Genomic DNA, 19,884 nt, shown 5'->3' on the forward strand with positions numbered 1-19,884 from the left:
CAGCGCCGCGCCCGGGTCTGCTGCTGAGCATAGCTTGGCTTGTAGCCGACCTGCCTGCCACGGTTCCGCCTCAGCTCCCGAGAGATCGTTGATGGCGGGCGATCCAAAGCTGCCGCGATTTGCCCGACCGAGTTGCCATTGGCCGAAAGGCGGGCAATCTCGCATCGATCGTCAAGGGAGAGCTGTTTGTAAGTCCGCCCCATGGCAACACCTCCAGTTGGAAGTGTTGCACTTCGTTTGTGAACTCAGGGGACCCATAACCACAGGGAGAAATTTGGCGAAGACTGCCAGTTATTCTTTCCCGTGGTACTAACACCTGCGCGTCATCGATAAATCACGCGGTATGGGTCCCGGCTTTCGCCGGGACGACACCATTGACTACGCCGCCGACTGCGCCTCATCCTCCGCCCGGCTTTGCCGCAACGCCCGGGCATAGAGCATCATTCCCTCGCGCACCGTGCGCTGCTCGGCCTCTGTCAACGCCGCCAGCGCGCCGCTCACCTGTTTCCGTCCGAACGCATGCAGCGCCTCCAGCGTGCGCCGGCCCTTGGCCGTCAGCGACAGCAGCTTGCTGCGTGCATCTCGCTCGTCAGGCGTCTCCTTCAGCTCCCCGCAATCGATCAGCTTGCGCACCAGGCGGCTGACGCTGGATTTTTCCAGCCGCAGGAAATCGCCGAGCTCGCTGGAGGTCATCGGCCCGCGGATGCCGATCTCCAGAATGGTGTGCACGGCCGACGGCGGATAGTCCGACGCCGCCACCGTCGCGTCCATGAAGCCGAGCTCGCGCACCATCAGGCGCGAGGCGGCGCGGATGTCGTCGATCAGCGATAGCCCGGTCATCTTGACTCCCGGCATATAGTTGTATCATACAACTATATGCGCAGAGCGGCGCGTGCAAGCGTTTTGGAGTGACCCATGAGCGGAATTTCCCCGGCTGGTCAGCGGATGAGGGACAAGGTCTGCCTGGTGACCGGCGGCGGCAGCGGCATCGGCCGCGCTACGGCCTTGCGGATGGCGTCCGAAGGCGCGGCAGCGATCATCGTTGCGGGGCGGCGCGAAGCGGAGATCGAGGCGACCGCGGCGGCATGCCGCGAGATCGGCACGGACGCGATCGCGCTCAAGACCGACATCACGCGCGAGGACGACGTGGCGCGCCTCGTCGGCACGGCTGTGAAGCGTTGCGGCCGGCTCGACGTTGCCTTCAACAATGCCGGCTTCCAGGAGCGCCGGGCGCCACTGGAAGAGCAGGGCATGGAGATCTACGACAGCGTGTTCGACACCAATGTCCGCGCGCTGTTCCTGTGCCTGCGCCATCAATTGCCGGCGATGCTGGCGCAAGGCCGCGGCAGCATCGTCGTCAATGCCTCCGTCAGCGGCGTGCGCAATCCCAATCCCGGCTTCTCGCTCTATTCGGCGTCCAAGGCGGCGGCGATCTCGCTGACGCGCTCGGCCGCCATGGAGAACGCCCCGCGCGGCATCCGCATCAACGCCATCGCGCCCGGCCGCGTCGTCACCGACATGATGCTGCGCGCCGGCGTCGGCGATGTCGCGACGGTCAGCGCAGGCCTGCCGCTGCGGCGGATGGGGAGCCCGGAGGAAGTCGCGGAGGCCGTGGTGTGGCTGTCGTCGGATGCGTCGTCCTATGTCGTCGGGCATGTGCTGGCGGCGGACGGGGGATTCTTGGCGTCGTAGTTTTGCTTGCGGGCGTTCGCCAAAAACTCCGTGTCGTCCCGGCGAAGGCCGGGACCCATAACCCCAGGGAGTAGTTGTAGTGCGACGCTGCCCACCAAGAGTCTTCGCCAAACATCTCCCTGTGGGTATGGGTCCCGGCCTTCGCCGGGACGACGCTGTGGATATGGCGTGCCCTAATGCTTCTGCCCGTACAACACTGGCACCGCCGAATCCACGACCACCTCCACGAGGCTCGTGCCGTCGTACGCCATCCCGTGCTTCAGCGCCTCAGCCAGCTCCGCGGCCTTGCTCACCCGCACCGCATGGCAGCCCATGCCTTCGGCGAGCCGCACGAAGTCGATGCCCGGCAATTCCAGCCCGGGCACGTTCCTCACCTGCATCACCTGGCTGAACGAGCGCATCGCGCCGTAGCCTGAATTGTTGATGACGACGACGGTCAGCGGCAGCTTGCGTTGCGCGGCGGTCCACAGCGCCTGGATCGAGTACATCGCCGAGCCGTCGCCGATCAGGCACACCGTGCGGCTCTTCGGCTTGCCGAGCGCCATGCCGACCGCGGCGGGCAGGCTATAGCCGAGGCCGCCGCTCGCCATGGTGTAGAAACTGTCCTGGCCGCGCATCGGCATGAACTTTTGCATCGCCGGCCGGTGCGAGGGCACTTCCTCGACCAGCGATGCGCCATCAGGCATTGCCTGCGACAGCGAATGCAGCAGGAATTCGACCGGCAACGGATCGGCGGCCTGCGGCGCCGGCGGCAGCGTGCGGCCCTTGGGCGTTGCGCGTTTGCTCTCCGGCAGCAGGTCGAGCAGCAGGCTCAGTGCCGGCTTCATCGTGGCGAGGATGCTGGTACCGACCGGCGTCACCGCCGCGGCATCCGGATCATCCGTGATCTGGAAGATCGTCGCGCCGCCATCGAAGATCGCGGCGTGTCCCTCGACATGGAAGGTGAACACGGGTGCGCCGACCACGACGACGAGATCGTGCTCGCGCAACGCGTCGGAGAGCTGCGCGGGCGAGGCATGCAGGAAGCCCGCGAACTGCGGATGTCGCTCCGGGAACGAGCACCGCGCCGAGAACGGGCTGACCCAGACGCTCGCCTTGGCCTTCTCGGCGACGCGCACCATCAGATCGACCGCGCCGGCGCGGTCGACGCCGGGGCCGACGACGAGGGCAGGGTGTTTTGCGGAACCGAGTGCGGCAACCAGCGCCTTCATTGCGTCAGGCTCGGGGCCCATCTCGCGGCTGACCTTGCGCGCCTCGACCGGCGCGGTGGCATGGGTCCAGTCGTCGATCGGGATCGAGACGAAGGTCGGCCCGCATGGCGGCTGCAGCGCGGTGTAATAGGCGCGCGCGATCGCGGCCGGCACGTCCTCGGGCCGCGCCGGCTCGACGCTGTATTTGACGTAGGGCCGCGGGAACTCCGAGGCACGCTCGGCATAGAGGAACGCCTGGAGCGGCAGGATCGAGCGCGCCTGCTGGCCCGCGGTGATCACGAGCGGGGTCCGGTTGCGATGTGCGGTGTAGATGTTGCCGAGCGCGTTGCCGACGCCGGCGGCCGAATGCAGATTGACGAAGCCGGCATTGCGCGTCGCCTGCGCGTAGCCGTCGGCCATGCCCACGGCGGAGGCTTCCTGGAGCGCCAGCACGTAGTCGATGTCGTCGGGCCAGTCGCTGAGGAACGGCAGCTCGGTCGAGCCGGGATTGCCGAAGACGCGTCTGATGCCGAAGGCGCGCAGCAGGTCGATTGTCGCCTGCTTGACGGTGACGGATTTGCTGCCGGTCTTGCCGTCCTTGGACATGGTTTCCGTCCCCTGTTGTTTATCGACGCTGCCAATCCCACCGGCATTGCGAGCGCAGCGAAGCAATCCAGAGTGTCACCGCGGAAAGATTCTGGATTGCTTCGCTGCGCTCGCAATGACGAGGAGGCGGCGCATCACCACACCGCCGAGCCCTTCATCGTCGGCTGTCCCTCCGCATTCGCGGTCCACAGCTCCATGCCCGCCTCGGTCTCGTTGGCGTTGATGGAGAACTCCGTGCCTTCGAACAGCGGCTGAAGCCCGCGATAGGTAAACTTCTTCGGCGCCTTGCCGCCGTGGAGCTTGGCCGCCATCTCGATGATGAGCGCCGCCTGCAACGGGCCGTGGAAGATCAGGCCTGGGTAGCCCTCGACCTTGGTGACGTAGTCGCGGTCGTAGTGAATGCGGTGGCCGTTGAAGGTCAGCGCCGAGTAGCGGAACAGCAGCACCGGATCGGATACATGCGTCTCGCGATGCTGCGCCTTGGGCGGCGGAGGCGGGGCCTTGGCGCCGGCCGGCGCGCCGCTCGTTATCTCGCGATAGACGATGTCCTGCCGCTCGCGGATGGCGACGCCGCGCGGTGAGGTCACGGTGTGCTCGACCGCGACGAAGCACAGCGTGCCGGTCGAGCCTGATTTCACCGTGACGTCGGCGATGCGCGAGGTCCGCGTCGATTCATCGCCGACGCGGAGCGGCTCCAGGAATTCGATCTCGCCGCCGGCCCACATCCGGCGTGGCAGCGGCACCGGCGGCAGGAAGCCGCCGCGGGTGGGGTGGCCGTCGGGCCCCAGCATCGACATCGGAAACACCGGCTGCGCCAGGCACCAGTGCACCGTGAATGGCGCGGCGTCGCCCTTCTTGGGCTCGCCGCCCCCCTGGAACAGCGTCGCGCGCAGGCCCTTCACGAGCTGCGCGGTGACGATGTCGGTGGCCTCCGTGCTGCGGCCGATCCATTGCCTGAGATGATCGATGTCGAGCTTCTCGGTCATGACGCCTCGCTCTTGTTATTTCTTGGATGGACGTTCGCCGATGGCAGGCACGGCACCGTAAGCGCGGCTCTCGCCGACGATGATCGGCGCCGGCGCGGGATAGCTGACGCCGCCGTTCGGCGTGTCGACCTCGATGCGGCGCAGGTGCGGGTGGTTGGTGAGGTCGGCCATGGTGTTGACCTCGGCAAAGGCGATGTCGGCATCCGACAGCCGCTTCAGCAGCTCATCGCGCGTCATCTTGCCGAAGGCATCGGCCACCGTCTTGTCGGTGAAATCGCGGTTGCGCACGCGCTCCACCATGTTGGCGACGCGCGGATCGGCAGGCAGGTCGGGCTGGTCGAGCACCTTCACGCAGAGCGTCTTCCACTCCCGCTCGCTCTGGATCGAGATCAGGATGTCCTTGCCATCTTTCGAGGTGAACACGCCATAGGGCGCGATCGAGGGATGGCGCAGGCCCATGCGCTTCGGTGGGTTGCCGGCCTCGGAATTCAGCAGCGGCACGGTGCACCAGTCCGCCATCACGTCGAACATGGAGATGCGGATATCGGCGCCCTTGCCGGTGCGCCCGCGCGCGATCAACGCTTCCAGGATCGCCGCATGCGCGGTGGCGCCGGTCGCGACGTCGACGATGGACATGCCGACGCGCGAGGCGCCGTCGGGATTGCCGGTGATCGAGGCCAGCCCGCTCTCGGCCTGGATGAGGAGATCATAGGCCTTGCGGTGCGCGTAAGGGCCCTCGTCGCCATAGCCGGTGATGGTGCAGGAGATCAGCTTCGGATAGTCCTTCAGGAGCCGCTCGCGCGAGAAGCCGAGCTTGTCCATCGAGCCCGGCTTGAGGTTCTGGATCAGCACGTCGGCGCTCGCGATCAGCTTCTCCAGCTCGGCGCAGCCTTGCCTGGTGGAGAGATCGACCACCGCCGACTGCTTGCCGCGGTTGAGCCAGACGAAATAGCTGCTCTGGCCCTTGGCCGCCGCGTCGTAGCCGCGGGCGAAATCGCCTTCGGGCCGCTCGATCTTGATGACTTCCGCGCCGGCATCCGCCAGCCGCGAGGAGCAGAACGGTGCCGCAACCGCCTGCTCGACCGCAATCACCCTGATCCCGTCGAGTGCTCCCATGATTTGCTGCCTCAGTACGAGCGGGGCATGCCGAGCACGTGCTCGGCGACGAAGGACAGCACCAGGTTGGTCGAGATCGGCGCCACCTGGTAAAGCCGCGTCTCGCGGAATTTGCGCTCGACGTCGTATTCCTCGGCAAATCCAAAACCGCCATGGGTCTGGATGCAGGCATTGGCCGCTTCCCAGGACGCGTCGGCCGCGAGCATCTTGGCCATGTTGGCCTCGGCGCCGCAGTCGAGCCCGGCCTCGTATCTGCGTGTCGCCTCCTTCACCATCAGCTCGGCCGCGCGCATCGAGGCGTAGGCCTTCGCGATCGGGAACTGGATGCCTTGATTCTGGCCGATCGGCCGGCCGAACACGCTACGCTCCTTGGCGTAGTTCGTGGCCTTCGCGATGAACCATTTGGCGTCGCCGACGCATTCGGCCGCGATCAGGATGCGCTCGGCATTCATGCCGGAGAGGATGTAGCGAAAACCCTTGCCTTCCTCGCCGATCAGATTCTCCGCCGGCACCTTCATGTCGGTGAAGAACACTTCGGTGGTGGCGTGGTTCATCATGGTGCGGATCGGGCGGATCTCGAGGCCGTTGTTCTTGGCTTCGCGCATGTCGACGATGAACACCGAAAGGCCGTCGGTGCGCTTCTTGACCTGCTCCTTCGGCGTGGTGCGCGCCAGCAGCACCATCAGGTCGGAATGCTCGGCGCGGCTGGTCCAGATCTTCTGGCCGTTGACGATGTAGCTGTCGTTGCCGTCCTTGCGCGCAAAGGTCTTCAGCGAGGACGTATCGGTGCCGCTGGTCGGCTCGGTGACGCCGAAGGCCTGCAGGCGCAATTCGCCGCTCGCGATCTTCGGCAGGTATTTTGCCTTCTGCTCGGCGTTGCCGTGCCGCAGTACCGTGCCCATCGTGTACATCTGGGCGTGGCAGCCGCCGCCGTTGCACCCCGCGCGCTGGATCTCTTCGAGGATCGCGGCCGCGGCGGAAAGCTTCAGGCCCGCGCCGCCATATTCCTCGGGGATCAGCACCGAGAGATAGCCGGCCTCGGTCAGTGCGTCGACGAAGGCCTTCGGGTAGGCCATCTCGCGATCGAGCTTGCGCCAGTATTCGCCGGGAAACTGCGCGCAGAGCTTTGCGACGGCTTCGCGGATATCGGCGTGATCTTCGGTGTGGTGTTCTTCACTCATGGCGTTTCCCGTTCGGTGCCGCAGTTAAGATAACGCCGGCCGATCCTCCGGCGTTGTGAAAACAACGCCAGCCCCCTATGCTCATTTGCTATAGCGTATGGAGTAGCCTTCCAGGATTGGCAAGCATGGATTTCCGACAGCTCAGGACCTTCAGTTGTGTGGCGGAGCTCGGCAGCCTCTCCAAGGCGTCCGACACGCTGCGCGTGGCGCAGCCGGCGCTCAGCCGCCAGATCAAGCTTCTGGAACACGAGCTGCGCGTCGAGCTGTTCACGCGCAACGGCCGCGGCATGGTGCTGACCGATGCCGGGCGGCTTCTGCTCGCGCGCACGTCCGGCGTCGTGCGGCAGATCGACCAGATCCGCGACGATATCCAGTCGGCCAAGGGGCCGCCGTCCGGCCAGGTCGTGCTTGGCCTGGTTCCGACCGTGAGCTGCGTGCTGTCGGCGCGCTTCGCGCGGCGCTGCGTCGAGACATTTCCCGGCATTTCGCTGCGGATCGTCGAGAGCTACAGCGGCCACCTCGTCGAATGGCTGCACCGCGGCGAGATGGATCTCGCCATCCTCTACGGCCGCTCGGCGGATCTGCACCTCAATGTGCAGAGCCTCGGCCGCGACAACATCGTTGCGGTCGGCCCGCGCGGCTGCGGTCTCGCGCGCAAGAAGAGCGTCGATGTCGGCTGGCTGCTGCGGCAGCGCCTGGTGCTGCCCAGTCATTCGCACGGCCTCCGTGCGCTGATCGAGCACGCGGCCGCCCAGCGCAAGATCAAGCTCAACGTCCAGCTCGAGGCGGATTCGTTTCGCGTGCTGACGAGCCTCGTGGAGGAGGGGCTCGGTTTCGCGCTGCTGCCGCCCTCGTCGGTCCACGGCGAGGTCGCGGACGGGCGGCTGGAAACTGCTGTCGTGTCCAAGCCGATGACGCGCGAGCTCATTTTCGCCTCTCCGATCGACCGCCCGGCCTCGACGGCCTCGCTGGCCATCACCGCGCTCCTGCGCGAGGAAGTCGCCGCCTGCCGCAAGGAAGGGGTCTGGGACATCAAGTTGAGTTAGATGCCGTGTCGTAGAACAGCCGCGCGCCATCTTGCCTTCGTATCTGGCGCGACCTGTCATGCCGGAATTTTATAGCTGAGCTGGTCTGCCTGATCCTCATCCTGAGGAGCGCGTCTTCGCGCGTCTCGAAGGATGCAGGCCCCGCCGGGGGCCTCGCCCTTCGAGACGCGCGCGAAGGGCGCGCTCCTCAGGGTGAGGGGATAGAGTTGGATGCGCAGCCGCTTAAAGTGAGCGCGCTACCCCGGTATCCGCACCGGCAGCGACTCGTATCCCTTGATGAAGCTCGAATAGATCCGCTTCGGCTCTCCGACCACCTCGATGCGGTCGAAGCGCTTCAGCATCTCCTCCCAGACGATCTTGAGCTGGAGCTCGGCGAGCCGCATGCCGACGCAGCGGTGGATGCCGAAGCCGAAGGAGAGGTGGGTGCGCGGCCGCGGGCGGTCGATGATGAACTCCTCGGGACGGTCGATCGCCTCCTCGTCGCGGTTGCCCGAGACGTACCACATCACGACGCGGTCGCCCTTCTTGATCTGCTTGCCGCCGATCTCGGTATCCTGAAGCGCGGTGCGCCGCATATGCGCGAGCGGCGTCTGCCAGCGGATCACCTCGGGCACCATGGTGTCGATCAGCGCAGGGTTGGCGCGCAGCTTGTCGTATTGCTCGGGGTTCTCGTTCAGCGCCAGCACCGAGCCGGTCATGGTGTTGCGCGTGGTGTCGTTGCCGCCGACGATGAGCAGGATGATGTTGCCCATGAGGTTGTCGGGGTCCATGAAGCGCGTGGCGTCGTTATGGGCCATCAGCGACAGGAGGTCGTTGCGCGGCGCGGAGTTGACGCGCTCGTTCCACAGCCTGGACATGTAGGCGTAGCATTCGTCCATCTCGCGGCGGCGCTCTTCGGCCGAAGCGACGATGCCGCTCTTGGGCAGTGCGGTGGAGACGTCGGACCAGCGCGTCAGCTTGCGCCGTTCCTCCCAGGGAAAGTCGAACAGGGTCGCCAGCATCTGCGTCGTCAATTCGATCGAGACGCGCTCGACGAAATTGAAGGTCTCGTTGCGCGGCAGATTGTCGAGCACGGTCTGCGAGCGCTGGCGGATCAGCTTTGCCAGCTCGTCCAGATGCGTCGGCGTGAACATCGGCGACACCGTCTTGCGCTGCGCCGAATGCCGCGGCTGGTCCATCGCGATGAAGCTCGGATAGTCGTAGCCGGGCGGCACGTCGCGGATCGAGATGCCGCCGAGCGTCGAGTCCGAGGAGAAGAGGCCGTGATTGGTGTCGACATGCATGATGTCGTTGTATTTCACCACCGACCAGTAGGGCTCGATCGGTGCGTTGGTGCAGTAATGCACCGGCTCTTCCTTGCGCAGCCGCTCGAACCACGGCCACAGCGTGTCGTCCTGGAACAGGCGTGGCGCGCCGGGGTGGAACTGCGCGAGCGGGGTCGCGTGGGCCTCCTCGCGCGCCCTGCGCATGCGTTCGGCCTTGTCCACTTTCACCGGCGTCTGGATGTTCATGGTCGTGGCTCCAGTTGTCGCTCTTCTTTCGCCTCTCCTCGCACTTGTCCGCCGAAGCTTTGGCGAAGGCGGATGCGGGGAGGGGAGGTCTCCTACGCCGTAATCTTGACCGGCAAGGTTTCAAGACCCTTTACGAAACTCGAATAGACCCGCTTGGGTTCGCCGACCACGTCGATATGGTCGAAGCGCTTGAGGATCTCTTCCCAGATAATCTTGAGCTGGAGTTCGGCAAGCCGCAAGCCGACGCAGCGGTGGATGCCGAAGCCGAAGGAGAGATGCGTGCGCGGGCGGGCGCGGTCGATGATGAAATCGTAGGGCTTTTCGATCGCCTCCTCGTCGCGGTTGCCCGAGACGTACCACATCACGACCTTGTCACCTTTCTTGATCTGCTTGCCGCGGAACTCGAAATCGGACAGCGCGGTGCGGCGCATATGCGCGAGCGGCGTCTGCCAGCGGATCACTTCCGGCACGAAACTGTCGAGCAGCGCAGGATTCTCGCGCAGCTTGCGATATTGTTCCGGATGCTGGCTGAGCGCGTGGATCGAGCCCGACATGGTGTTGCGGGTGGTGTCGTTGCCGCCGACGATCAAAAGGACGAGATTGCCGAGGAAGTTCTTTGCGTCCATGTCGCGCGTCGCCGCCCCATGCGCCATCATCGAGAGCAGATCGCTCTTCGGCGGCTGCTCGATGCGCTCCTTCCACAGGCGCGCGAAATAGCCGGCGCATTCGGTCAGCTCGGCCTGCCGCTCGTCTTCGGTGGCGACGAGCCCATCGGGGCCGGGAATGGTGGTGGCGACGTCCGACCAGCGCGTCAGCTTGCGGCGATCCTCCCAGGGGAAGTCGAACAGCACCGCGAGCATCTGCGTGGTGAGCTCGATCGAGACGCGATCGACCCAGTCGAACACCTCGCCGCGCGGCAGATTGTCGAGGCACTCGGCCGAGCGGGTGCGGATGTTGAGCGCGAGATTGTCCAGATGCGTCGGCGTGAACATCGGCGCCACGGTCTTGCGCTGCGCCGCATGGCGCGGCGGGTCCATCGAGATGAAGCTTTCGCGGCGCAAATCCGGATCGATGTCGCGGATGGTGATGCCGCCGAGGGCGGAGGCCGAGGAGAACACCGAATGGTTGGTCTCGATCTCCATGATGTCGTTGTAGCGCGTCACCGACCAGTACGGCCCGAACATCGAGTCCTTGCAATAGTGCACGGGGTCTTCACGGCGCATGCGGTCGAAATAGGGCCAGAACGTATCGGTCCTGAACAATTCAGGATCGCCCGGATCGAATTGCTCCAGCGGCAGTGACGTGGCGCGCTCGCGCAATGCATCGAGCTTTGCCGTGCTTTCGATGGTCCCGTGCATGACCGCTCTCCCTGACATGAACCGCGCGTTCTCGTTGAATTCTGCGCTGCGGTATTTGATTTGCAATTACAGCCGGTTGTCTGCGTCGGGGCAAGGGCGAGTTTTGCCACATCCAACCTTTGGGTGAGGTGCGTAACCCGGATGGAGCGGAGCGAAATCCGGGATTCGGGCCGCCAATCAAGCTGTCCCGGATTACGCTGCGCTCCATCCGGGCTACGGATCAGCAACTGTCACGCAGATGTGTCAACGTGATCTCCCGCACGCGGTTCGACGGGGAAACGTGCCAGAAATCGACGGGAAACGGGGCAAATCGAACCCGCCCATCTTGGGGATCGACCAATCTCTGATCTATAGTTTGACCGCAACAGGCCAACATCCCGAGGTTGCCGCCGTGAACGACATGCAATGGGCCCCCATCGGTTCCGAACCCGTCCCGCCGCCACTGCCGCCCACGCGGGTCGACTTCGCCGGCGACCGCTCCGTGTTCCGCAAGATGGTCACCAAGGGTGCCATGCTGGAGCTGGTCACTTTCGGCTTCTACCGGTTCTGGCTCGTCACCGACATCCGCCGTCACCTGTGGTCGAACACGTCGATCGACGGCGACGCCGCCGAATATACCGGCCGGGGCAAGGAATTGCTGATCGGCTTTCTGTTCGCGCTGGCGATCCTGGTACCGATCTATCTCGCCTATTTCCTCATCGGTATCGAGTTCGAGCGCTGGCAGGGCTTCGCCTCGACGCCGCTGTTCATCAGCTTCTACGCCTTCGGCCAGTTCGCGATTTTTCGCGCGCGGCGCTATCGCCTGACGCGCACGGTCTGGCGCGGCGTGCGGTTCTGGATGGACGGCTCGGGCTGGGCCTATTCGTTCCGCGCGATGGCGTGGGGCCTGCTGGTGTTCCTCACCCTCGGCCTGGCGCTGCCCTGGCGCGAGGCTTCGCTCGAACGCTACAAGATGCAGCACACCCATTACGGTGACCTCTCCGGCGATTTCGAAGGCGATGGCTGGACGTTCTTCAAGCGCGGCTGGTGGCTGTGGCTGCTCAGCCCGATCGCGATGGTCATCTTCCCGCTCGCCCCGTTCTTCTATGCCGAGTTCAAGGCGCGCGAATGGCGCTGGTGGCTCGACGGCATCCGCATCGGCGGCGTCAGCCTGTCCTCGGAGCTGCCGCATGACGCGTTCTACGGCCTGTACTGGAAGGTGATCGGCTGGTGGATGCTGCTCTCGATCATTTTCGCTGCCTATCTCGGCGGCGCCACCACGCTCGTCGTCAAGCTGAGCGGCCTTCCGGTCGAGCAGGTGTTCGGTCCCGACAATACCGCCAAGAGCATCCCGATGCTGGTGATGATGGTCATCGGCTATTTCGCCGTGGCGCTTGCGGTCAACATCATCATGCGGGTCTATCTTCAGCGCGATCTCTGGGCCAAGGTGCTGGAGACCGTCGAGGTGCATAACATCGGGGCCGCGGCGGATGTGCGCGGCAGCGGCGAGCTCGCCAGCGCGCTCGGCGAAGGCTTTGCCGACGGACTCGATGTCGCGGGATTCTGATCTGTGAGCGAGTTGTCCACCGAGGCTCCGGCGCAGTCCGCAAAGCCGACGATCTTCTTCGACGGCGTGTCGAGCCGCAGGCGGCAGGTGACGCTGACGCTCGGTGATGCGCTCGAGATCTTTGAGGGGGGCGGGACGCCGGTTCGCTGGGCCTATGCCGACATTCGCCGCGCCGACAGTCCGGCCGGTATCCTGCGTCTGGCCGCGACGTCCGCGCCGCCGCTGGCACGGCTGGAGATTCGCGATGCCGCGCTCGCGGCCGACGTGACCGTCCGCTGCATGCGTCTCGACGAGCAGCAGACCACGCGCCGCGGTGTCGCGAAGATCGTCGGCTGGTCGGTGGCCGCCGCCGTCTCGATCGTCTGTGTCGTGCTGTTCGGCGTGCCGCTCGCCGCCGACCGTCTCGCGCCGCTGGTGCCGAAACCAATCGAGCGCCGCATTGGCGATGCGTCCGAGGTCCAGGTGAAGACCATCTTCGGCCGCCGCATGTGCGAAGACCCCGCGGGCAAGGCCGCGTTCACAAAGCTGGTCAACCGCCTGCGCGATGCGGCCGGCCTCGACGACGATGCCATGACCGCGGGCGTGCTGCCGACCTCGGTGCCGAACGCTTTCGCGCTGCCGGGCGGCAAGGTGTTCTTGTTGCAGGGCCTGCTCGACAAGGCTGAAAGCCCCGACGAGCTTGCCGGCATCCTCGCCCACGAGCTCGGCCATCTCAAGCATCACGACAACATGCGCGGCCTGATCTACAACGGCGGCACCTCGTTCCTGATCGGCCTGCTGTTCGGCGACGTCACCGGCTCATCCGCCGTGATCTTCGCCTCGCGCAGCGTGGTCGAGGCCTCCTATTCGCGCGAGGCCGAGACCGCCGCCGACACCTTCGCCATCGAGATCATGCACGCGCTCGGCCGCTCGCCGAAGCCCTCGGCCGAGCTGATGTTCCGCATCACCGGCAAGGAAGGCGGCTCCGGCTTCACCATCCTCGCCAGCCACCCGCTGACCGAGGACCGCCTCGCCCGCATGACCAAGGAAGATCGCCCCGCCAGCGGCCCGCCGCTGCTGACGGATGCGGAGTGGCAGGCGCTGAAGGGCATTTGCGGCAGCGGGAAGATCTGAGCTTCCGCGCTACCTTGTCCCATACGCGCGGTCGCCGGCGTCGCCAAGGCCCGGCAAAATAAAGCCGTTCTCGTCGAGACCCTCGTCCACCGCGGCCGTCCAGACCGGCACGTCCGGATGCAATCCGCGCAGGCGTTCGAGCCCTTCCGGTGCGGCGATCAGGCAGGCGAGGCGGATGTCCTTGGCGCCGCGCTCCTTCAGCCGGTCGATGGCGGCTACGGCCGTGTTGGCGGTGGCGACCACCGGCGTCACGACGATTGCCAGCCGTTCGCCGAGGTCGGACGGCGATTTGAAGAAATATTCGACCGCGGCAAAGCTGTGCGGCTCGCGGTAGAGCCCGATATGCGCGACGCGGGCGGTCGGCACCAGATCCATCATGCCGTCGACGAAGGTGGTGCCGGCGCGCAGCATCGGCACGAACACCAGCTTCTTGCCGGCGATCTTGGCCGAATGCATCGTCGCCAGCGGCGTCTCGATGACGGTATCGGCGAGCGGCAGGTCGCGCGTCACCTCGTAGCACAAGAGCATGCCGATCTCCTTGATCAGCTCCCGAAACGACTTGGTCGAGATGGATTTGTCCCGCACCAGCGTCAGCTTGTGCTGCACCAGCGGGTGATCGACGATCGTGACGCCTTCCATGATCGGATGCTCCTGAAATTCATCAAGTGAATGTGTGAGCGACAATGAGAGTTAGAAAACCGTGCCGTCGCTGATCACCTTGAGCGGCGGCGAACCGTCGGGACGGCGTGCGAAGGCGATGGCGCGGCCTGCGGCCCAGGTGCCGCCTTCCAGGATGCTGGCGAGCGGCAAGGTCTCAGGCGTGCGGCCGAGCTTTGTGCGAACCAGTCCGGCAAGCCGATCCAGCAGCGCGATGGTCAGCGCGCGCCACTCCACGACGAGCAGGGAATCCACCGCATGCGCGCGCCCGGCATCCGCGGCATCGCGCAGGCGCAGCACCTCGTGGTCGACGAACAGGCCGCCATTGCGGTATTCGGCAAGCCCGGTCAGGCCGTCGATGTCGGTGACCGCAAACCCGGCGCGCTGCAGCGGTTCGATCAGCGAATAGCTCAGCCATTGCGACAGCTTGTGCAGCGGCACGAGGCCGGCGGTCGCATCGTCAGCCTTGATCGCCGGATGGCGCCAGCAATCGCCGAGCGGAACGCCTGCAAGCTCCAGCCGCGACGGCCAGATCGGCCCGAGCTGGTTCAGCACCGCGGAGAGGATCGCCGGCGCGGCGATGGCTCCGCCGACAGCCTGCGCCGCGATGTGGTCGAACAGGCCGCCGGGCCGCGGCGTATCGTGCAGTCCAAAGATCTCTGGACGGTCCGCCACCTGCTTGCCCAGACGCCGCAGCAGATCCGTGCGTCCGTCGAGGCCGAGCAGCGGATTGGCGTCGCTGACCTGAAACGCAGAGGTGAGGGAGGCAAGCGGCAGTTTTGCGAGCACGTCCGCGTCGGCCCTGAAAGGCGCGCGGACATCGCGGGAGAAGAGCCCACCCGCAAACATGTCGAGGCTCGCAATTGCGAGCCCCTCGGATCGGCCGATGCTTTCGCCCGTCACCGCGTCACGATAGCGCCAGGCAGCGCCGGCGCCGGCGTCGAGCAGCACGCTGACGATGGCGAGGTCGAACTCCGCGCGCGCCCGCGCGGCGCGATCCGGCCATGATGCGGCGTCCGCCAGCCGCGCCCAGCGATCGACGCCGCCGAGCACAAAATGCCGCCAGCGGGCGTGGAACGGAACGTCCAGCGTCGGATAGGCTTTTCGCGTGACCGCGAGCACGGCATCGGCGACGCCGTCCATGCGGTCGAGATCGATCGTGAAGTGGCTCAAGCCGCCGACCAGGCCAAGCTCCAGCATCTGCCCGGCGCGCGCGCGAACCGCTGCTGCGGTGAGCAGCGAACGGGCTTCTCGTTCCAAAGAGTCCGCCATCAATCGATCAGTATTTTTCCAGCGAACGCCCGACCACGCCGTTGACGTCCTTCTCGGGCGCGATGTCGGTCGAGTAATAGCCGGCGGCCTTCTTGGCGGCGATCTCGACATAGGCGTCGGCCGGGATCAGCTCGGGCGGGATCGGCACGCGCTCGACGATGTCGATGCCCTGCGAGGTCAGCGCGTCGTGCTTCATGTCGCTCATCGACAGGAAGCGGTCGATGCGCTTCAGGCCCAGCCAGTGGATGGTATCAGGCATCAATTGCTGGAAGCGTGCATCCTGGACGCCGGCGACGCATTCGGTGCGCTCGAAATAGGCGGCGGCCGCGTCGCCGTCCTCCTGGCGCTTGCGGGCGTTGTAGACCAGGAATTTCGTGACCTCGCCGAGCGCGCGGCCTTCCTTGCGGTTGTAGACGACGAGCCCGAGCCCGCCCTCCTGCGCGCCGCGCGCGGATTCCTCGATGCCGTGGATGAGGTAGGGCCGGCAGGTGCAGATGTCAGAGCCGAACACGTCGGAGCCGTTGCATTCGTCGTGCACGCGGCAGGTGATCTTGGTGCGATGGTCCGGCAGCTTGGTGACGTCGCCGAACATGTAGACCGTGGTGCCGCCGATCGGCGGCAGGAACACCTTCATGTCCGGCCGCGTCACCAGCTCCGGGAACATGCCGGCGGTCTGCTCGAACAGCGTGCGCCGCAGCTCGGTCTCGCCGGTGCCGAAGCGCTCGGCGAGGCCGGGCAGGTACCAGACCGGATCGATCGCGATCTTCACCACCGAGACGCTGCCATTGGCGTGCACGACCTCGCCGTCGGCGCGCAAGCGCTTGGCGGCCAGCGCCTCGCGGATCTCCGGCAGGTCGAGCCGGGCGCGCGTCACCGCGATGCTCGGGCGGATGTCGGAGCCCTCGGCGATCTCCTTGCCAAAGTTCTCGGCGACCAGATGCCCCCAGGGGTCGAGCGCGACGATCTTGGCGGGATCGTTCCATTGCGGAAACGGCCCGATGGCGGCCGCCGGAAACGTGTTGGTGAGGTCGGGACGCCGGATAGGGTCGAGCGCGCCGGCGGAGACGGCGAGCGCGCGGTACATTGCATAGGAGCCGCCATGGCTGCCGATCACGTTGCGATCTTGCGCGCGGGACACCGTGCCGATGATCGGCCCGCGGGCGCGCGCGTCGGCTGCGCCCCAATGGATCGGAAAGGCGGCCTTCTTGCCCGGCTCCGGATGGGAGGTGAGGCGGATGTGATCGGTACGGTTCGCGCGGCTCATGTCCAGGCTCCCAAAAAGCCAACGGCCCGCCGCTCGGACGGGCCTGGCTCACTTTGCGTTACCGATGCGGAGCACCGGCGGCGCAAGCTCAATCCAACATATTGTAGCGGCCGACGGCGACAGACAAGTTAATGCTGCTGCGCCCGGCAGGCGTTCATCGCCAAATTCCATCATCGGCGAACCGGTCCGGTCCGCGTGAATCCCGCGCCCTCGCTCCGGTCGAACCTTGCCGTTCGATCCGCGGGATAGATCTAAGGATTTGAAATAGTTTCTGTTTTTCTGTTTTCAAGAGGCGTTGCGGCAATTGCGTCGCGGCTGGACATAATGTATATAATCAGACAAATCGTATAGATCGCCATTGCCCCCAGGAGACCGCCATGCTCGCCGCCAGCTACATCGAGCCTCGTACCGGAAAGCTCTATCCGCTCGACCAGCCGCGCTGGTGCTCGGACGAGCGTACGCCGCTGTTGGTGACGCCGGGGGCAGGGATGTCGCGCGAGGAGGTCGAGCCGCGTACGCGATCGCTGTGGCGCTACCGGGCGGCGCTGCCGGTCGAGATCAAGAATCCGATCACGCTCGGCGAGGGCTGCACGCCGCTGGTAGCGCAGGAGTGGGGGGACCTGCGCCCGTTGTTCAAGCTCGAATGGTTCAACCCGACCGGCAGCTTCAAGGACCGCGGCTCCTCCGTGATGCTGTCCTTCCTGCGGCAGATCGGTGTCGACGCCATACTGGAGGACTCTTCCGGCAATGGCGGCTCGTCGATGGCGGGGTTAGGCGCCGCCGGTGGCATGCGCGTGAAGATCTTGGCGCCGGCTTCGACCTCGCCGGCCAAGATCGCGCAGGTGCGCGCCTATGGCGCGGCGGTGCAGCTCGTCGAGGGGCCACGCGAGGAATCGGAGGCCGAGGCGATCCGCCAGTCGAGCCAGACATTTTACGCCAGCCACAATTGGCAGCCGTTCTTCCTCGAGGGCACCAAATCGCTCGCCTATGAAATCTGGGAAGACCTCGGCTTCCGCGCCCCCGACAACGTCATCGTCCCCGTCGGCGCCGGCAGCAGCCTGCTCGGTTGCGCCTTCGGTTTCCGCGAGCTGCTGAAAGCCGGGCAGATCACGAAACTGCCGCGGCTGTTCGCGGCGCAGCCGCTCAACTGCTCGCCGATCGATGCGAGCTTCAAGGCCGGCGTCGATACGCCTGTCGCGCGCGAGGTCAGCAAGACCATCGCCGAAGGCACCGCGATCAAGAATCCCCTGCGCCTGCGCGAGATCATCGCCGCTCTGCGCGAGAGTGGCGGCGGCACCGTTGCGCTGGCCGAGGACGAGATCGTCGCCGCCCTGCGGCGTCTTGCACGGCAGGGACTGTTCGCCGAGCCGACCAGCGCCAGCGCAGCCGCCGCGCTGGACAAACTCTCCGCCACTGGCGCCATCAAGGCGAACGAGACCACGGTCGCGGTGCTCACCGGCACGGGGCTGAAGGCCGCGACCACCGTCGCCGATCTCGTGCAATAGGGCCGGGCGATGAGCCGCAGCAAATCCGCGTCCGCCCCATCGGGCAAGACCGCCGCCGAGCGAATATTGCTGTTCGACCAGTTGCAGCAGATCGCGCAAGGGCTGGGGGAGACCTTTGCGCCGTTCTGCGAGGTCGTGCTGCACGATCTCACCGATCCCAGGAATGCGATCGTCGCGATTCACAACAACCTGTCGGGCCGCAAGGTCGGCCAGGGCGCGACTGAGCTTGGCCTCGCCCGCATCGCCGATCCCGACTATCCGCAAGTGATTGCGAACTACGCCAACAGCTTTGCCGACGGACGGCAGGCCAAGAGCACGTCGATCGGCATCAAGGGCGCGGACGGTGCTTACGTCGCTGCGCTCTGCCTCAACGTCGACCTGACGCTGTTCCAGGGTTTGCAGAGCGCGATCGGCCAGTTCGTCAGCGTCGATGCGCAAAACGGCCCGCGCGAATCCCTCACCCCTGTCGGCGCCGACGCGATCCGCGCCCATATCGACCGGTTCGCCGCGCGCCGCGCCACCACGCCCCGCGCGCTCACCACGGAGGACCGCCGCAGCCTGCTGCGCGAATTGCGCGACGCCGGCTGCATGCAGGTACGCCGTTCCTCCGACATCATCGCCGCCCATCTCGGCGTGTCGCGCGCCACGGTGTATGCCGATGCGAGGTGAGGCGGCGCGCCAGCCGGAACGCAGTGCCGTTGCTACCATCAGCCAGCCTTGAACCTTCGGCGTCCGTCGCCCGCCTCATGGAGATCGACCCTCGAGCGATGGGAGAGTTCCATGACCGCGCAGGACCCGTTTGCAGGTTTCAAGGCAGTCCAGAAGGAAGCCTGGTCGCTGTTCACGCCGATGGAAGTTTTCACGACTCCGGCTGCCGCCAAGCTCGTTGGTTTTGCCGGTGTTGCCGCCGGCCAAAGGCTGCTCGACGTCGGATGCGGCACCGGCGTTGTCGCGATCACGGCGGCGCGCCGCGGTGCCAAGGTCAGGGGTCTCGACCTGTCGCCGGTTCTGATCGAGCGCGCCCGCGAGCACGCGCAACTGGCGAACCTCGATGTCGCCTTCGTTGACGGCGACGCGGAAAGCCTGCCCTATGGCGACAACGAGTTCGACGTGGTGCTCAGCCAGTTCGGCCACATGTTCGCGCCGCGTCCGGACGTTGCCATCGGCGAGATGCTGCGCGTGCTGAAGCCCGGCGGCACCATCGCCTTCTCCACCTGGCCGCCGCATCTGTATGTCGGACGGATGTTCGCGATGGTCGGCCGCCATCTGCCGCCGCCCGAGGGCGTGGCATCGCCGGTCCTGTGGGGCGATCCGAAGATCGTCGCCGAGCGTCTCGCAGGGAAAGCGAAGGATGTCTCCTTCGAGATGGACATGATGACGCCGTCCACACTCAGCCCGCAGCATTTCCGCCGCACCATGGAAGCGACGATCGGGCCCCTGATCAAGCTCGTCGCCCAGTACAAGGACGAGCCGGACAGGCTCAAGAGCTTCCGTACCGAGTTCGAGGCGCTGATCTCGGAGTATTTCGACGCCGGCCAAAACATGATGCGCCAGCAGTTTCTGATGACGAAGGCAAGGAAGGTGTGAGAAGGCGACGATGGTGCTTTTCCTTCTCCCCTTGTGGGCCTGTTGCGTTATTGGCTTTTGAGGCTGAAGACGTCACGAGAGAAGGCCTTAGTCGCGGCAATTACCTGCCAATATCTGTAGTTGTCGCCCTCGGAGGGCGGCTCACGCGGCGATCGTGGCCCACCGCCTCATGTTGAAGGCGATTGAGGCGAGCAGGACTTGTCCGGTCGCCTTGATCAGACCGACGTAGCGGATGCAGGTCAGCCGCATGCGGC

The 19,884-nt window shown here is 65.8% G+C and carries 18 protein-coding genes; 7 read left to right on the plus strand and 11 right to left on the minus strand.

The annotated features are described in order from the left end of the window. Together A3M7_RS47820 and A3M7_RS0136660 are read right to left on the minus strand one after the other, a co-directional pair. A partial coding sequence (locus A3M7_RS47820) for a helix-turn-helix domain-containing protein (RefSeq protein WP_156937065.1) occupies positions 1 to 203 on the minus strand: 203 nt, incomplete at its 3' end. A 175-nt stretch (positions 204 to 378) separates the two neighbouring features. Further along, complete coding sequence (locus A3M7_RS0136660) at positions 379 to 840, minus strand: MarR family winged helix-turn-helix transcriptional regulator (RefSeq protein ID WP_198033885.1); 462 nt, start codon at positions 838 to 840, stop codon at positions 379 to 381. Positions 841 to 915: 75 nt separating this feature from the next. Between A3M7_RS0136660 and A3M7_RS0136665 the strand changes: the two genes are divergently transcribed. Then, the gene (locus A3M7_RS0136665) at positions 916 to 1,692 is read left to right on the plus strand and encodes an SDR family NAD(P)-dependent oxidoreductase (protein WP_027548346.1); all 777 of its coding nucleotides are present in this window, start codon (positions 916 to 918) and stop codon (positions 1,690 to 1,692) included. 173 nt (positions 1,693 to 1,865) lie between these two features. Here A3M7_RS0136665 and mdlC read toward each other — a convergent pair whose 3' ends face one another. The 4 genes from mdlC to A3M7_RS0136685 form a co-directional block, all read right to left on the minus strand. Next, a complete protein-coding gene (mdlC, locus tag A3M7_RS0136670) occupies positions 1,866 to 3,488 on the minus strand; it encodes a benzoylformate decarboxylase (protein ID WP_027548347.1) in 1,623 nt (540 codons plus the stop codon). Positions 3,489 to 3,622: 134 nt separating this feature from the next. Continuing rightward, positions 3,623 to 4,474, minus strand: coding sequence for a MaoC family dehydratase N-terminal domain-containing protein (locus tag A3M7_RS0136675; protein ID WP_027548348.1), 852 nt, complete (start codon positions 4,472 to 4,474; stop codon positions 3,623 to 3,625). A 15-nt stretch (positions 4,475 to 4,489) separates the two neighbouring features. Further along, positions 4,490 to 5,590 (minus strand): CaiB/BaiF CoA-transferase family protein, encoded by a 1,101-nt coding sequence (locus A3M7_RS0136680; RefSeq protein ID WP_027548349.1) that lies wholly within the window; start codon positions 5,588 to 5,590, stop codon positions 4,490 to 4,492. Positions 5,591 to 5,601: 11 nt separating this feature from the next. Next, positions 5,602 to 6,771, minus strand: a complete 1,170-nt coding sequence (locus A3M7_RS0136685; RefSeq protein WP_027548350.1) for an acyl-CoA dehydrogenase family protein — start codon at positions 6,769 to 6,771, stop codon at positions 5,602 to 5,604. Between the two features lie 125 nt (positions 6,772 to 6,896). On the opposite strand from A3M7_RS0136685, the gene A3M7_RS0136690 reads away from it, so the two are divergent. Next, positions 6,897 to 7,817: a LysR substrate-binding domain-containing protein gene (locus tag A3M7_RS0136690; RefSeq protein WP_027548351.1), complete on the plus strand. Its 921-nt coding sequence runs from the start codon at positions 6,897 to 6,899 to the stop codon at positions 7,815 to 7,817. Between the two features lie 236 nt (positions 7,818 to 8,053). Here the strand turns inward: A3M7_RS0136690 and A3M7_RS0136695 are convergent, their stop codons facing one another. Further along, positions 8,054 to 9,328, minus strand: a complete 1,275-nt coding sequence (locus tag A3M7_RS0136695) for a cytochrome P450 (protein WP_027548352.1) — start codon at positions 9,326 to 9,328, stop codon at positions 8,054 to 8,056. Between the two features lie 92 nt (positions 9,329 to 9,420). Continuing rightward, positions 9,421 to 10,686: a cytochrome P450 gene (locus tag A3M7_RS0136700; RefSeq protein ID WP_027548353.1), complete on the minus strand. Its 1,266-nt coding sequence runs from the start codon at positions 10,684 to 10,686 to the stop codon at positions 9,421 to 9,423. Between the two features lie 391 nt (positions 10,687 to 11,077). On the opposite strand from A3M7_RS0136700, the gene A3M7_RS0136705 reads away from it, so the two are divergent. Together A3M7_RS0136705 and A3M7_RS0136710 are read left to right on the plus strand one after the other, a co-directional pair. Continuing rightward, positions 11,078 to 12,232, plus strand: a complete 1,155-nt coding sequence (locus A3M7_RS0136705; protein ID WP_049823932.1) for a YjgN family protein — start codon at positions 11,078 to 11,080, stop codon at positions 12,230 to 12,232. Between the two features lie 3 nt (positions 12,233 to 12,235). After that, positions 12,236 to 13,345, plus strand: coding sequence for a M48 family metallopeptidase (locus A3M7_RS0136710; protein WP_027548355.1), 1,110 nt, complete (start codon positions 12,236 to 12,238; stop codon positions 13,343 to 13,345). 9 nt (positions 13,346 to 13,354) lie between these two features. Here A3M7_RS0136710 and upp read toward each other — a convergent pair whose 3' ends face one another. From upp to A3M7_RS0136725, 3 genes are read right to left on the minus strand one after another with little or no spacing between them, the layout of a single operon-like run. Continuing rightward, positions 13,355 to 13,984 (minus strand): uracil phosphoribosyltransferase, encoded by a 630-nt coding sequence (gene upp / locus A3M7_RS0136715; RefSeq protein WP_027548356.1) that lies wholly within the window; start codon positions 13,982 to 13,984, stop codon positions 13,355 to 13,357. Between the two features lie 51 nt (positions 13,985 to 14,035). After that, positions 14,036 to 15,274 carry a URC4/urg3 family protein gene (locus A3M7_RS0136720; RefSeq protein WP_027548357.1) on the minus strand — a complete coding sequence of 413 codons (1,239 nt, stop codon included), beginning with the start codon at positions 15,272 to 15,274 and terminating at the stop codon, positions 14,036 to 14,038. A gap of 7 nt (positions 15,275 to 15,281) precedes the next feature. Continuing rightward, positions 15,282 to 16,538 carry a GTP cyclohydrolase II gene (locus A3M7_RS0136725; protein WP_027548358.1) on the minus strand — a complete coding sequence of 419 codons (1,257 nt, stop codon included), beginning with the start codon at positions 16,536 to 16,538 and terminating at the stop codon, positions 15,282 to 15,284. A 377-nt stretch (positions 16,539 to 16,915) separates the two neighbouring features. Between A3M7_RS0136725 and A3M7_RS0136730 the strand changes: the two genes are divergently transcribed. From A3M7_RS0136730 to A3M7_RS0136740, 3 genes are all read left to right on the plus strand, one after another. Continuing rightward, positions 16,916 to 18,043 carry a threonine synthase gene (locus tag A3M7_RS0136730; RefSeq protein ID WP_027548359.1) on the plus strand — a complete coding sequence of 376 codons (1,128 nt, stop codon included), beginning with the start codon at positions 16,916 to 16,918 and terminating at the stop codon, positions 18,041 to 18,043. Positions 18,044 to 18,052: 9 nt separating this feature from the next. Beyond that, the gene (locus tag A3M7_RS0136735; protein ID WP_027548360.1) at positions 18,053 to 18,712 is read left to right on the plus strand and encodes a transcriptional regulator; all 660 of its coding nucleotides are present in this window, start codon (positions 18,053 to 18,055) and stop codon (positions 18,710 to 18,712) included. A 111-nt stretch (positions 18,713 to 18,823) separates the two neighbouring features. Further along, the gene (locus tag A3M7_RS0136740; RefSeq protein WP_027548361.1) at positions 18,824 to 19,630 is read left to right on the plus strand and encodes a class I SAM-dependent methyltransferase; all 807 of its coding nucleotides are present in this window, start codon (positions 18,824 to 18,826) and stop codon (positions 19,628 to 19,630) included. Positions 19,631 to 19,884: the final 254 nt, after the last annotated feature.

Origin of the sequence: Bradyrhizobium sp. WSM2254, from assembly GCF_000472645.1 — a bacterium.
Taxonomy (GTDB): Bacteria; Pseudomonadota; Alphaproteobacteria; order Rhizobiales; family Xanthobacteraceae; genus Bradyrhizobium; species Bradyrhizobium niftali.

Coding starts and splice junctions, on each gene's coding strand:
- mdlC (WP_027548347.1), bottom strand. CDS start 3,488: ATGTCCAAGGACGGCAAGACCGGCAGCAAATCCGTCACCGTCAAGCAG.
- A3M7_RS0136700 (WP_027548353.1), bottom strand. CDS start 10,686: ATGCACGGGACCATCGAAAGCACGGCAAAGCTCGATGCATTGCGCGAG.
- A3M7_RS0136720 (WP_027548357.1), bottom strand. CDS start 15,274: ATGGCGGACTCTTTGGAACGAGAAGCCCGTTCGCTGCTCACCGCAGCA.
- A3M7_RS0136695 (WP_027548352.1), bottom strand. CDS start 9,328: ATGAACATCCAGACGCCGGTGAAAGTGGACAAGGCCGAACGCATGCGC.
- upp (WP_027548356.1), bottom strand. CDS start 13,984: ATGGAAGGCGTCACGATCGTCGATCACCCGCTGGTGCAGCACAAGCTG.
- A3M7_RS0136675 (WP_027548348.1), bottom strand. CDS start 4,474: ATGACCGAGAAGCTCGACATCGATCATCTCAGGCAATGGATCGGCCGC.
- A3M7_RS0136725 (WP_027548358.1), bottom strand. CDS start 16,538: ATGAGCCGCGCGAACCGTACCGATCACATCCGCCTCACCTCCCATCCG.
- A3M7_RS0136690 (WP_027548351.1), top strand. CDS start 6,897: ATGGATTTCCGACAGCTCAGGACCTTCAGTTGTGTGGCGGAGCTCGGC.
- A3M7_RS0136685 (WP_027548350.1), bottom strand. CDS start 6,771: ATGAGTGAAGAACACCACACCGAAGATCACGCCGATATCCGCGAAGCC.
- A3M7_RS0136665 (WP_027548346.1), top strand. CDS start 916: ATGAGCGGAATTTCCCCGGCTGGTCAGCGGATGAGGGACAAGGTCTGC.
- A3M7_RS0136740 (WP_027548361.1), top strand. CDS start 18,824: ATGACCGCGCAGGACCCGTTTGCAGGTTTCAAGGCAGTCCAGAAGGAA.
- A3M7_RS0136735 (WP_027548360.1), top strand. CDS start 18,053: ATGAGCCGCAGCAAATCCGCGTCCGCCCCATCGGGCAAGACCGCCGCC.
- A3M7_RS0136660 (WP_198033885.1), bottom strand. CDS start 840: ATGACCGGGCTATCGCTGATCGACGACATCCGCGCCGCCTCGCGCCTG.
- A3M7_RS0136730 (WP_027548359.1), top strand. CDS start 16,916: ATGCTCGCCGCCAGCTACATCGAGCCTCGTACCGGAAAGCTCTATCCG.
- A3M7_RS0136680 (WP_027548349.1), bottom strand. CDS start 5,590: ATGGGAGCACTCGACGGGATCAGGGTGATTGCGGTCGAGCAGGCGGTT.